General features: G+C 51.6%; 15 protein-coding genes and 1 pseudogene. 13 read left to right on the top strand and 3 right to left on the bottom strand.

Features of this window, described 5'->3' with window-relative positions; translation table 11 throughout:
- The 6 genes and pseudogenes from G451_RS33815 to G451_RS30595 form a co-directional block, all read left to right on the top strand.
- A pseudogene (locus G451_RS33815) lies at positions 1–701 on the top strand (IS5 family transposase); the annotation flags it as partial.
- Positions 702–715: 14 nt separating this feature from the next.
- Entirely contained in the window at positions 716–1,102 is a 387-nt protein-coding gene (locus G451_RS0119710) for a hypothetical protein (RefSeq protein ID WP_084448676.1), read from the top strand.
- Positions 1,103–1,186: 84 nt separating this feature from the next.
- Positions 1,187–2,176 (top strand): Lcl C-terminal domain-containing protein, encoded by a 990-nt coding sequence (locus G451_RS0119715; RefSeq protein WP_156921738.1) that lies wholly within the window; start codon positions 1,187–1,189, stop codon positions 2,174–2,176.
- A gap of 316 nt (positions 2,177–2,492) precedes the next feature.
- Positions 2,493–2,948: an Lcl C-terminal domain-containing protein gene (locus G451_RS30590; RefSeq protein ID WP_027185602.1), complete on the top strand. Its 456-nt coding sequence runs from the start codon at positions 2,493–2,495 to the stop codon at positions 2,946–2,948.
- Between the two features lie 542 nt (positions 2,949–3,490).
- Positions 3,491–3,601 (top strand): FitA-like ribbon-helix-helix domain-containing protein, encoded by a 111-nt coding sequence (locus tag G451_RS35415; RefSeq protein ID WP_425387523.1) that lies wholly within the window; start codon positions 3,491–3,493, stop codon positions 3,599–3,601.
- Positions 3,562–3,735: a hypothetical protein gene (locus G451_RS30595; protein WP_211236374.1), complete on the top strand. Its 174-nt coding sequence runs from the start codon at positions 3,562–3,564 to the stop codon at positions 3,733–3,735. The genes G451_RS35415 and G451_RS30595 overlap by 40 nt, the downstream gene beginning before the upstream one ends.
- Before the next feature lie 53 nt (positions 3,736–3,788).
- On the opposite strand, the gene G451_RS0119730 is transcribed toward G451_RS30595, so the two are convergent.
- The 3 genes from G451_RS0119730 to G451_RS34285 form a co-directional block, all read right to left on the bottom strand.
- A complete protein-coding gene (locus G451_RS0119730) occupies positions 3,789–4,091 on the bottom strand; it encodes a HigA family addiction module antitoxin (RefSeq protein WP_027185603.1) in 303 nt (100 codons plus the stop codon).
- Positions 4,091–4,369: a type II toxin-antitoxin system RelE/ParE family toxin gene (locus tag G451_RS0119735; protein ID WP_027185604.1), complete on the bottom strand. Its 279-nt coding sequence runs from the start codon at positions 4,367–4,369 to the stop codon at positions 4,091–4,093. Before G451_RS0119735 ends, G451_RS0119730 begins: the two co-directional genes overlap by 1 nt.
- A 92-nt stretch (positions 4,370–4,461) precedes the next feature.
- Positions 4,462–4,665: a hypothetical protein gene (locus G451_RS34285; protein WP_156921739.1), complete on the bottom strand. Its 204-nt coding sequence runs from the start codon at positions 4,663–4,665 to the stop codon at positions 4,462–4,464.
- Between the two features lie 123 nt (positions 4,666–4,788).
- On the opposite strand from G451_RS34285, the gene G451_RS0119740 reads away from it, so the two are divergent.
- The 7 genes from G451_RS0119740 (at position 4,789) to G451_RS0119770 (ending at position 12,185) form a co-directional block, all read left to right on the top strand.
- Positions 4,789–5,586, top strand: coding sequence for a 2-amino-3,7-dideoxy-D-threo-hept-6-ulosonate synthase (locus tag G451_RS0119740; protein WP_027185605.1), 798 nt, complete (start codon positions 4,789–4,791; stop codon positions 5,584–5,586).
- A gap of 11 nt (positions 5,587–5,597) precedes the next feature.
- A complete protein-coding gene (locus G451_RS0119745) occupies positions 5,598–6,569 on the top strand; it encodes a 3-dehydroquinate synthase II family protein (RefSeq protein ID WP_027185606.1) in 972 nt (323 codons plus the stop codon).
- A gap of 1 nt (position 6,570) precedes the next feature.
- The gene (gene pheA, locus G451_RS0119750; RefSeq protein ID WP_027185607.1) at positions 6,571–7,740 is read left to right on the top strand and encodes a prephenate dehydratase; all 1,170 of its coding nucleotides are present in this window, start codon (positions 6,571–6,573) and stop codon (positions 7,738–7,740) included.
- Between the two features lie 269 nt (positions 7,741–8,009).
- Entirely contained in the window at positions 8,010–9,341 is a 1,332-nt protein-coding gene (gene aroA, locus G451_RS0119755) for a 3-phosphoshikimate 1-carboxyvinyltransferase (protein WP_027185608.1), read from the top strand.
- A 93-nt stretch (positions 9,342–9,434) separates the two neighbouring features.
- Positions 9,435–10,214: a prephenate dehydrogenase/arogenate dehydrogenase family protein gene (locus G451_RS0119760; RefSeq protein ID WP_027185609.1), complete on the top strand. Its 780-nt coding sequence runs from the start codon at positions 9,435–9,437 to the stop codon at positions 10,212–10,214.
- Positions 10,211–11,626 (top strand): anthranilate synthase component I family protein, encoded by a 1,416-nt coding sequence (locus G451_RS0119765; RefSeq protein ID WP_027185610.1) that lies wholly within the window; start codon positions 10,211–10,213, stop codon positions 11,624–11,626. The genes G451_RS0119760 and G451_RS0119765 overlap by 4 nt, the downstream gene beginning before the upstream one ends.
- Entirely contained in the window at positions 11,610–12,185 is a 576-nt protein-coding gene (locus G451_RS0119770) for an anthranilate synthase component II (protein ID WP_027185611.1), read from the top strand. Before G451_RS0119765 ends, G451_RS0119770 begins: the two co-directional genes overlap by 17 nt.
- Positions 12,186–12,474: the final 289 nt, after the last annotated feature.

Here is a 12,474-nt window from a genome sequence, read left to right on the forward strand (position 1 = left end):
CGATGCAGTGACAAAAAAGCCCTTTGCGGTATTTTGTTCATCCTGGAGACTGGAACTCCATGGGAAAAACTTCCTCGTGAAATGGGTTGCGGTTCAGGTATGACCTGCTGGCGTCGCTTGCGGCAGTGGCAAGCTGCCGGAGTCTGGGATAAACTCCACACAATTCTCCTCACAGAAGTCAACCGGGCTAACGCTTTCAAATGGGAGCGCTTCTCCATTGATGCCGGCTCAGTTCCCTCCCCCCGGGGGGGCAAGAGACGGGCCCGAACCCAACCGATCGAGGTAAATCGGGAACGAAACGGCATATTATCGTGAATAGCGACGGCATTCCCCTGGTTTGCCAACTCAGTGGCGCGAATCGTCACGACTCAAAAATGTTTTCCTCCGTGTTGGATGCGCTTCCTTCGCTTGGAGGTGTTCCTGGACGACCTCGGAAACGTCCGTACAAACTCCACGCAGACAAGGGATACGACTATTCTGCCTGTAGAGAATATTGCCGGAAGAAGGGAATAGTTCCACGGATTGCAAGGCGAGGAATCGAATCCTCTGAACGCCTTGGTCGTCACCGCTGGGTTGTGGAGCGAACGTTGGCTTGGTTGAATCGTTTTCGAAAGCTACGCATCCGCTACGAACGAAGTGCTGACGCTTATCTTGCACTGTGCGTCTTGGCTTGCTCCGTCATTACTTTGAGGTTTTGTTAGTTGCTCTTAATGCCATGTCCACGATTGTCTCCGGTATGTATTTCTATAGCCAAACAGGACCTTCTGTTGAGCTTTCCGCAAATCTTGGAGCTCGATATAAAAATTCCGTTTCATTTTGTACTGCAAGTGCAGGTGTGGAAACATATTTAGAATTGGGACCAACACTGAAATGGGATTTATTGAATAATGGTGCTGTGAAAAGTATGCTCGGTGAATTGATCGATGTTGCCAAGCTTCAGAATTTGTTGTCATTTAGAATTGATCCGATCCATTGGACCATATGGGAGTTTCCGTGGTCGGGATCGTGCTCAAGGCCGGGGAAGCTTGAAGTTGCCGGTATGCTTCCAAAGTATACTCACTCGCTTGGATCGCATGCAATTGGTGAGACAACATCCTATTAATTGAAAAATACAGGTGATTTGCCCGTTTCTTGGAATTTGGAAATCCCTCACGCGCCTTCAGCCCGCGTATTGTTTGCAGACAAAATGAGCGGATATTTAGACGGTGGAACAGAAGAAACGGTGACTATCGGCTTTGATGCGTCGGATTGGGATGTCGGCAGTTATAAACTCCCTGTTATCTTCAAACAGGAAAGGGATGAAAGATTTAAAGGCTCAATTACGGTTGACGTCATTCCTCCTTCTTTTATTGCTCCACAATTCGATTCACTCGTCCAAAATGGGGCGAGGGCTTTGAAAGCAGCTTGGTCTTATGCCGATGGAGAAACAGAGAAATTTGTTCGCGGATATGATGTGTATATAACGGATGATAATTGGGACTCTTTTAATACGTATACTGTTGCTGGATCTGATGTAACGTCGTTGAATATACCGATTCCAAAACGTGCTGACGATGGATCCGGAAATGGAGGCATTACCTATGCTGTAAAAATTGCAACGTACTCCGATTTCGAAGGCAACCCTCCTGCGTCAGGTGAACTCTCCAGATACGTTCCTTTTACCGCCGGTCTGTCCAATCTTCCCGACACCGGCATCACGAAATGTATCAACGGCTTCTCACCTTCGAAATTTATCACCTGCCCGCTACCCGGCGAACGCTACTATGGTCAGGATGCTCAGTACTCCTCCAACCCGCTTTCCTATTCCGACAACGGCAATGGCACGGTCACCGACAACATCACTGGGTTGATGTGGCAACAGGCGGATGATGGGGAAGAACGCAATTGGGATGATGCGAAAGCGTATTGCGAGGGCTTGACATTGGCCGGCCATTCCGACTGGCGGCTGCCGAACCGGCATGAGTTGTTTCAGCTTGTCGACAAAGGGCGATATCATCCCGCTATCGATCCAGTGTTTTCCTGCCGACTCGCTAATTATTGGTCAAGTAGCCTTTCTCCGGGGGCTTCCTTCGACGTCTTTGGCGTGGAAGGTGTGAAATTCGTTGTCGGCACCACGAGCGTCAACTATACGTACGATACGAATAATTACGTCCGTTGTGTTCGCCCCGGACCATGAATTGCTTTGATCCTTTGCTTCTTTGGTTGCGACAATGGCTCAAGATGAATATTTTACGATATTCAAAACGATGATGGGACTTGCCTCGCGTATTGAACACTGTGAGGTCCATTTTTCCAGAGCGTACAAGTAGCACTGGGAAGCGAATGGCTCTAGGGTCTTGAGCGAATCAATATTCATCTGGTTTTGGCCAAGAAGATGCAAGCGTTTTCGAGTAAAGAACAGTTCGCTCGGGCTTCGTGTCTTATCATGGGCATGGTTAAACCAAAGCTCATTAATGAGCCTCTTTGTTTCAATGATAAAAAAGGATACCGTCATGGTGTTATTTACCCGTCTGTCGGTCTTGCGATGTCTTTGCCGCGTTGTCCTATGTCTTGTCATGTTGACGGTGTCGCCTGTGTGGGCTGAATACCAGGTTAATGGGAACGTGGTGCTGGACACGTCCACCAACCTGATCTGGATGCAAGCGGACGACGGTGTCCAACGTACCTGGAGGGAAGCACTGGCCTATTGCGAGAACTTGACGCTGGCGGGGACATCCGACTGGCGGTTGCCCAATATCAATGAACTCGAATCGTTGGTTGATCTAGAACGGATAGCTCCTACTATCGATCCGGTGTTTTCCTGCAGAGTCGATAGTTTTTGGTCAAGCAGCCCCTATGGGGGCAGTTCTTACAGCGTCTGGTTCGTGGACTTTCATTCCGGCAGCGCGCCCTACGGCGAAAATACGATCGCTATCCGGAGTGTTCGTTGCGTTCGCTCCGGACCATGAATTTTTTTAACCCTTTTCTTTTTGGTTCTTTGATTTGATGACCACGTCCAAGAATAACGAGGTGAAGGCGTACGGGATGATATGGGCGTATCGCCTCCATGCGGGGGCTGGTGGCATGACGTGAAACGAGGGAGATCAAGATCACTCTCACACGAACGTTCTTGATTTCCCTCCAAGGTCGGAACACGCGGTGTTTTTTCTTTTTCTCGGCGTTTCATGATGCCTCCGACGACAGGAGAAGAGAGCGTTGTGAACTTCATGGGGAGAGAATCCGCACCCCATCGGGGGGACGGGGGGAAGATCTTTTTCTTCTTTCCTTGCCTCAGAGACGTCATATCACTATAATGAATGCATCGAATGCAGAGCAAGGGAAGCACTGCATAATTGCCCCCTGGCTTCGTTGCTTCAGAAAAGCCAGAAACTCACGTATGTCTCAATACGCTTCGTTCCTGTCTTTTCTTTGCGCCTCGCCAGGGAACAATTCTACAGCACTTCCAAGCATTGAGTTAATCAGCGTTTCCCAAGGTGATGACATGCCCATAATGACCATCAGAAATATCCCCGACGACGTACATCGCGCTTTTCGAATACGAGCAGCCATGCACGACGCAGCATGGAAGCAGAAGTTCGCGCTATCCTCGAACATGCTGTAAAAACAGAGGGACGACCAAAGCTCGGTTCCATGTTGGCTGATATTGGACGCCAAACACACCTGACAGATGAAGAATTTCCCACCCTCGAACGCGTGCGAGACAAAACGCCGACTCTCCCCGTACACGTTGAATGATCATACTTGATACCAACGTTATTTCAGAACCGCTTCGTCCAATCCCCGGCGTTTCACGACAGCACTGAACAGTCTCCCATTACAGCCGTAATACCCGACAAATCCACTTTCTTACGAGCTGCATCAAGATCATAATTCGCTTGCATCGCGAGCCAGCTTTCAGGGGTGCGCCCAAGACTTTTTGAAAGGCGCAACGCCATTTCCGGAGAGACCGCACTTTTGCCATTCAGGATTCGTGTGAGGGTAGATGGGGCGATACTGAGCATCGCTGCCAGTTTGCGGCAGCTAAGATTGTACTCAGCCATATAGACAGAACGGATCAGTTCGCCGGGATGCGGGGGATTGTACATCGTCATCAGTGATAGTCCTCATAGTTCAAAATATAAGCATTCCCATTGGAGAATTCAAAGGTAAGACGCCAATTGCCGTTAACAGTTATGGACCAAATGTTCGCGCGGTTTCCTTTGAGTTCGTGCAACCTGAATCCGGGAAGATTGACGTCTTCCACGTTATGCGCCGTGTCAATGACGGAAAGCTGTATTCTGAGCCGCTTGGAATGCTTGGCCTGTATCCCGGCCGTTGAGCCGGTTCGATAAAATTTTTCCAGGCCCTTGTGTTTGAATGTTTTGATCATTGTTTTATACAAGAGTGTTGCACACTGCGCAACATATTGTCAATATGGCTTGAAACGCTCGTCTCCCCACCCAGTTGCAGCATGCATTACGGTCATCCGGGGAATGGATTGCAATGACAAAAAATACCAATTTTATCAAAAAAAACGCTTGACGCTTCCTTCTTGCCGGGAGTATCCCCATGCCCATGAATACCTCTTACGTGACCGCCAACTTTTTTGGCTTCTTTTGGTTTTATTTTTGGTTTAGCCGCGCTCGTGGTCACGGGAGGGGTGCTGCTTAACTTCGCGTTACGCACATAATCGCCTCACCAGGGCCGCGGGCAACCAAGCCAGCGGCCCTTTTTTTATGCGGTTTACGGCTCAGGTTGCATGCGACCCTTAACCTTCAACCTCACAACACGGGAACAGGAGACACAGCCATGCTTATCGGAAAAGCCGTACGGAAAGAACGCATTTTCAATCGCAATACCGACCGCACCATCATCGTCCCCATGGATCACGGCGTCACTGTCGGGCCCATCGACGGATTGCTCGACATGCGGGAGGCGATTAATAACGTCGCCGAAGGCGGAGCCAACGCGGTCCTCATGCACAAAGGCCTGGTGCGATGCTCGCATAGAGGAAGAGGACGCGATGTTGGCCTGATCATTCACCTTTCCGCTTCTACCACCCTCTCTCCTTTCCCCAACGCAAAAATCCTGGTCGGTTCCGTCGAAGATGCTCTGAAACTCGGAGCCGATGCCATCTCTCTCCATGTCAACCTGGGCGACGACACCGAACGCCACATGCTCGAAGACTTCGGCCGCATTACCTCCAAAGCCACCGAATGGGGTATGCCGGTTCTGGCCATGATGTATGCTCGCGGTCCCAAAATTGAAAATGAATACGATGTCGAGGTCGTGAAACATTGCGCTCGCGTCGGTGAAGAAATCGGTGCCGATGTGGTCAAAGTCAACTACACCGGCGACATGGATTCTTTCAGTAAAGTTGTTGAAGCCTGCTGCATTCCGGTTGTTATTGCTGGTGGTCCCAAGGCGAACAATGCACGCGACATCATTCAAATGGCACATGATTCCGTTATGGCTGGCGGCGCCGGGTTGTCCATTGGCCGCAATATCTTCCAATACAAACAACCAGCTCGTATTGTTCAAGCCCTGCATGGCGTTGTTCATCTCAATTGGGAAGTGGATCAAGCTATGGAACTCTTGCAAGACTAAGGAGCATTGCCGTGAAAGAAGTTTGGTTCAAAGCCATCCCCTTCGATAAGACGTTGGTCACTCTGGCCCTTGAATCCGGAGTCGACGGACTCGTTGTTGAAGAGCAGGATGTTGACACTGTCAAATCTCTTGGTCGGGCAAATACCTTGACACCGCAAGAGCTGTCATTGGTGTGCCTGGAAGATAAATCCGATGAAGAACGGGCCGTCACCTGTCTGCGCATGGGCGAAAAAACCCTTTTGGGCGACGGTTGGGAAATTATTCCTGTTGAAAATATTCTGGCGCAAACCACCGGTCTCGGCGTTGAAGTGAAAGACTTGGCGCAGGCTCGGTTGGCCGCTGGAATTTTGGAACGCGGTGTCGATTGGCTGCTCGTGTTGCCCGAAGGAGCCACCGATCTCAAACGTATTGTCGCTGAAGTGAAATTGAGCATGGGTAAGATTGAATTGACGCCGGCTACGGTCACGGAAATTACAACCGTTGGGCTGGGACATCGTGTCTGCGTCGATACCATGAGCCTGCTCAAGAAAGGGCAGGGGATGCTCATCGGCAATTCGAGCGCGTTTTCCTTTCTTGTTCATGCCGAAACCGAATCGAATCCCTACGTGGCTGCTCGCCCATTCCGCATCAATGCGGGAGCGGTGCATGCCTACGCCACGATGCCTGGAGACAAGACGACCTATCTCGAAGAAGTCGGTTCGGGAGATGAAGTGCTTATCGTATCGGCAAACGGCGATACGACGTTGGCGACGGTTGGCCGGGTTAAAGTGGAAGTCCGCCCCATGCTGCTTATCAAAGCCAAAGTGGGCGACACCGAAGGCGCCGTCTTTTTGCAGAATGCTGAAACCATCCGCGTGGTTGGCAAAAACGGCGAGCCTATCAGTGTCGTTTCCCTCAAGGAAGGCGATGAAATCTTAGTGCGTACCGATGCTGCCGGCCGTCACTTTGGCATGCGCATCGAAGAAGAAATCAAGGAAGGCTAAAATGGCTGACGAGAAACGTCCCCTCACAGCCGAATCCAAAACGCCCGTCCTTGATGATGCATACCTGGCGCGGGTACGTGATGAAATCGATCATATTGATGACGAGGTCCTCGCGTTGTTGAACCGGCGAGCCAAGGTGAGTCGCGAAGTCGGCCGGCTTAAAGCCGACAGCGCTGAACCCGTGTTTAAACCATTTCGAGAAACAGAAGTATTGCAACGGCTTATTGAGAAAAGCGAAGGCGATCTTCCCGAAGAGCATTTGCGTAGTATTTATCGGGAAATCATGTCGTCGTCGCGACGTTTGCAGCGCTCGCAGAAGGTTGTCTACCTCGGCCCCGAAGGCACCTTTTCCCATTTTGCTGGGCAGGCGTATCTTGGGCGCAGTGCCGAGTTCGAACCATGTAATACGATTGCCGATGTGTTTGCCGCCGTTGCCTCTCGCGAGGCCGAACTAGGGGTTATTCCTCTGGAAAATTCGCTTGAAGGCACCGTCGGACAAAGCCTGGACTTGTTTCTGCGCTACGAAGTTTTTGTGCAAGCCGAAGTGTTTTGTAAAATTAGCCATGCACTCCTCAGCAAGGCCGAGTCAGCCGCGGGGCTCACTGCCGTGTATTCGCATCCTCAGCCTCTTGCACAATGCGCGGGTTGGTTGAGACAAAACCTCCACTCGGCAACGCTGTTTCCCATGGACAGCACAGCCGCATCCGCTGCCAAAGTGGCCCATATGGAGCCGAATGTTGCCGCTATCGGGCACATCAAATTGGCGGAGATGTACAATTTGAACGTGTTGGCAACGCATATTGAAGACTTGCCTGATAACTGGACGCGTTTTCTCATTATTGGCCCAACAGAAACACGGGCCGGCAACCGTGACAAGACATCGATCCTGTTTTCTTTGCCGGATAAACCCGGTTCGCTGTCATCGGTTTTGGCGCTGTTGGCCAAAGAGGGCATCAATATCACGAAACTCGAGTCTCGTCCGTTGCGAAGCGAAAAATGGAAGTATGTCTTTTTTGCGGACCTCGAATGCGACCTGAACAAAGACGAATATAAGGAAATGCTGACCGTCCTCAGACAAGGCACACATACCTTGCGCGTGCTCGGTGCCTATCCGGCAGGAACGTATATTGACGTGACATCGGGCGGCATTGTGGAGAAAAGCAGTTCTTAGCCTCCGGCGGTTCTGCACTCACTTTTTCAAATGTTGTCAAGAAAAGTAAGTGCAGAAAATCTTCAAAAACTTTTAGCGGTTATAGCGTGAGACAAGAATGCAAGGTTGATTATTTGAGAGAGAAAATAATTCAGCCAAAACGGCAAACGCTCTTGTCGTCATATTTGGGCACAGAGTGATCGCCATAGACGTTTCAGGCTACGGCGCAGGGAAAAGGCGTTTTCCCCCAAATAAAACGCCTTTTCCCCGCGCCGCAAGCCGGAGGATATATGTTCACCATTGATATTCAAGCTCCCGCCTCGAAATCCGTGTCACACCGCACGTGCATTGCGGCGGCCATGGCTGAAGGCCAGTCCCAAATTTCCGGGGTGCTCGAAAGCAATGATCTCATTGCAACACGCGCTTGCCTGGGCGCGGCAGGTGCCGTTTTCGAAGGTGAAGACGGAGCCTATACGGTGACTGGTGTCGCCGGAGTCCCCCAGGGCGGAACAGACGAGCCGGCCAATCTCGATATGAACGAATCCGGCACATCGTGTCGTCTGCTGACCGCCATTGTGGCTGCCGGCCGCGGATCATTCCTTGTGCACGGCCGCGGACGTCTGCATGACAGACCCATCGGCGACTTGGCCAATGCGTTGACGAAACTCGGCGTAACGGTCCATTGGCGAGAAAAAGTCGGTTGCCCGCCGTTGGTGATTGAAACGTCGGGACTTTCCGCCGGAACGACATCCATTTCACTCGAAGAGTCGAGCCAGTACTTGTCCGGTTTGCTCATGGCTGCTCCTATGGCCGCTGGGCCGGTAACCATTGAGGTGACGGGTAAAAAAGTGGTTTCCTGGCCGTATGTCGCGCTTTCCCTCATGGTTATGGATGATTTTGGTATTGATTTTTCCGTTGAAGGCAAAACGGATACCGGCTTCATGCCGCTTGACTGGCGTGCACTTGAGACCGTGGTGCCGGGACAAATCCGTTTCCAAGTGAAACCGAGTGTCTATACGGCACGAACCTATGTCGTGGAAGGCGATTGGAGCAACGCCTCGTATTTCTTGGCAGCAGGCGCGCTGGGCAAGCATCCGGTTCGCGTCAATGGTTTGCGTCGGGATTCGCTGCAGGGCGATAAATCCATTTTGGATATTCTTTCCACGATGGGAGCAACCGTTGAATGGAATGATACCGGAGATGCCGTCACCGTGACAGCCGAGAAACTGCATGGGGCCGAACTCGATATGGGGCATTGTCCTGATCTCGTGCCGACGGTCGCCATGGCCGCCTCGCAGGCCTCAAGTCAGACGACAATCCGCAATGTTGCCCACTTGCGCATTAAAGAATCGGACCGTCTTGAGGCGGTTGCCAATGAAATTTCCAAACTCGGCGTGCCGGTACAGACGTTTGATGATGGTCTGACTGTTACACCGTCCGGCGATGTTTCGGGGACGTCGTATGATTTCTGCACATACGACGACCACCGCCTGGCCATGAGCATTTCGTTGCTTGAATTGGCCGGCGTCAATGTACGACTGGATAATCCCAAATGTGTGGATAAATCGTTTCCGGAATTTTTCACACGATGGGACGTCATTAGACGGGCCAATGTCGACTAAGGCGAAACGGCCACAAACGAAAGGAGCAGGGCAGGTGTCGGAAGACGACTTTATCGGGGCGTCCGGCCTGAAACGGGTGTGGAGGCGATAGATATGGATACGATACGTCATATCGTCGTCATTGGCGGAGCCGGTAAAATGGGGCGGCTTTTCGTCAACCGAAGCCGTGATGCGGGGTATACCGTGGACGCCTTTGATAAACCTTTGGATGAGACGGTTTTAGCCGCGGCACTGCCCTCCGCAGATTGTGTTGTACTGGCCGTACCGGCCGATGCCATGTCGGGTGTTGCTGATATGGTATCGGCATCCATGAGAGAAGACGCCATTTTAACCGATGTTTGTTCGGTCAAAGTACGGCCTATGGAATATATGATGATCGCCCATTCCGGACCGGTCATCGGTACTCACCCTCTTTTCGGTCCCAATCCTGATCCTGAGGATTTGCGCGTCGCCGTTACGCCAGGACGAGACGATGTAGATGGAACCGCCGAGCGTCGTGTGTTGGCCTGGCTGTCTACCATTGGGTTTGACCCTTTTGTGACGTCGGCCGAGCGCCATGACAAAGCGGCAGCGTTCTTTCAGGGACTCAACTTCATTTCAACGGTGGCCTATCTGGCAACCCAGGCCCAAGACCCCGACATTCGGGAATTCATGACCCCCTCGTTTCAACGTCGGTTGCGGGCGGCCAAAAAACTGATTCTGGAGGATGCGGCTCTGTTTACCATGCTGTTCGAGTCCAATCCCTTCAGCCAGGACGCGGTGCGAACGTATCGAAATTACCTCAACGTTGCCGCAGGCGGGGATGTGGATCTTTTGATCGAACGTGCCGCCGCTTGGTGGCGCGAAGAGCGTAAAGCAAAGGAACTCAAATGAGCGATATCGTATTGCGTCAAAGCGTCGCCTGGATGCCGGCCGACGTGCAAACGCCCATTAGTCTGTATCTTGGGCTGGTTGGTGATAATCCTGGCATTCTTTTAGAGAGCGCAGAAGTCGATGGGCGACTTGGTCGTTTTTCTCTTATTGCCTGGGATTTCAAAATGCGCATCCGGTGCGAGAAGGGAAAGCTCGACCTCAGCGTCACCGATTCCCGATTGAAACCGTTGACTGAGCATCATGGCGAGGACTTTCTTCCCGGCCTTCGAAATGTCATGTCCCGGCTCAACATTGAACAAATGACCGATGGAGACGAACTGCCTGCCATAACGCGAAGCCTGTGCGGGTTCTTCGGCTATGGCATGGCGGGACTGTTCGAACGCAAGCTCGCGTCTGTTCTGCCTCCGGAAAAGGCGCAGTGTACGCTTGTTTTGCCCGGCTCCATGGTTCTGTTTGATCATCTCTATCATCGCTGTTGTTATATCAGCCTTGATGGAGGCAAAATGCCGGCGATTGATCACAGCCGCATTTATGCTCGTATGGAGCGGCCTGTTCTCGGTGCCATCAAGTCTTCACCGGAACAAGCGGAATATGAGGACATGGTGTCCAAAACCAAAGAAATGATTCGGCAAGGCGAGTGCATCCAGACCGTCATATCTACACGGTTTTCCGCTCCGTTTTCCGGCGATCCTTTGGTCATCTACCGTCGCCTGCGCCAGGTTAATCCATCGCCGTATATGTTTTACATGCGCTTCCCGCGTATAACTTTGCTCGGTTCATCCCCAGAACTGCTTGTCCGATGCAACGCCGGTGAATTGACGACTGCTCCGATTGCCGGCACGCGAGTTCGTGGCGCAAACGAAGCCGAAGATGCCGCATTAGCGCAAGATCTTCTCAATGATCCGAAGGAACGTGCTGAACACGTCATGTTGGTCGATCTGGGCCGGAACGATCTGGGCCGCATAGCAAAGCCCGGATCTGTCGTTCTGGACAGGTTCATGCAAATCGAAAAATTCTCGCATGTTATGCACATCACGTCCTATGTCAAAGCCTTATTGCAAGATGATTTGGACGCCCTGGATGTCATAGCTTCGGCGTTTCCCGCTGGCACAGTGAGCGGTGCCCCCAAGGTTCGCGCTATGGAAATTATCGGTGAACTCGAATCGATTGATCGTGGTCCCTATGCCGGCGCCATCGGTTGGATCGGGCTCGACAAGGATCGGGTCAATCTCGATACCGGTATAACCATTCGCAGTCTGTGGATTCGTGACGGTATGCTGTCTTGGCAAGCCGGTGCCGGAATTGTCTTCGATTCCGTGCCGGAAAAAGAATGGGCCGAATGCAACAACAAGGCTCGCGTATTGGCTCAGGTTCTGGCAGCCAAGGAGGGGGGCGATGTTTTTACTTATTGATAATTTCGATTCGTTTACGTTCAACGTGGTCCAAGTGTTTCAACAGCAAGGACGCAATCCGATCGTCAAAAAAAATGACGATCCTGAAATCCTTGCAATGGCGACTTCGCCCGATCTTGAGATGGTCTGCATTTCCCCTGGCCCGAGCCGCCCTGAAAATGCCGGTCTGTGTCTGGACTTTCTTGCCAAGTTGCCGAAAACGGTTCCTGTGCTCGGGGTCTGTCTTGGTCATCAGATTCTTGGCCATTTTGCCGGCGCGCCCGTTGTTGTCGCTGATCGCATTATGCACGGCAAAACATCCGACGTGAATCATAGAGAGTACGGCCTTTTCGGTGGATTACCCAATCCCATGCAATGCTGTCGCTATCATTCACTCGTCGTCAAAGCAGAAAAGGCCCCCAAACTTTTGGAAATTACCGCCTGGACCGACCAAAACGAAGTCATGGGGTTGCGATATAAAGACCGTCCCTGGGTCGGCGTGCAATTTCACCCCGAATCCGTTCTCACCCCGGACGGCCCCAAACTGATGGCGAACTTCCCCGGAAATTTAGTGAAGTAGTGAGTGGGGAGGTGTCTCAATGTTTAGATGCCTCCGCCTCTGCACTCATTTTTCTTGGAAACATTTTAAAAAGTGAGTGCAGAGCCATCCCCTTCTTCAAAAACTTTTAACGGGGTGTTTGGGTGGTCTTTTCATGAGAAATTCAGAAGATTGCTGACCACATTATTTTACTCGTGACGTTTGAAAAAACTGGACTGTCAAAAGTCATTAAATACGGTTGCGCCTTCCCTATTTTCATCCCGCTAAAAAGGTTTGCGGAAGATGGGTAATGGGGAGGGGGGCCTGGGGG

It is taken from the genome of Desulfovibrio inopinatus DSM 10711 (genome assembly GCF_000429305.1).
GTDB lineage: Bacteria > Desulfobacterota > Desulfovibrionia > Desulfovibrionales > Desulfovibrionaceae > Alteridesulfovibrio > Alteridesulfovibrio inopinatus.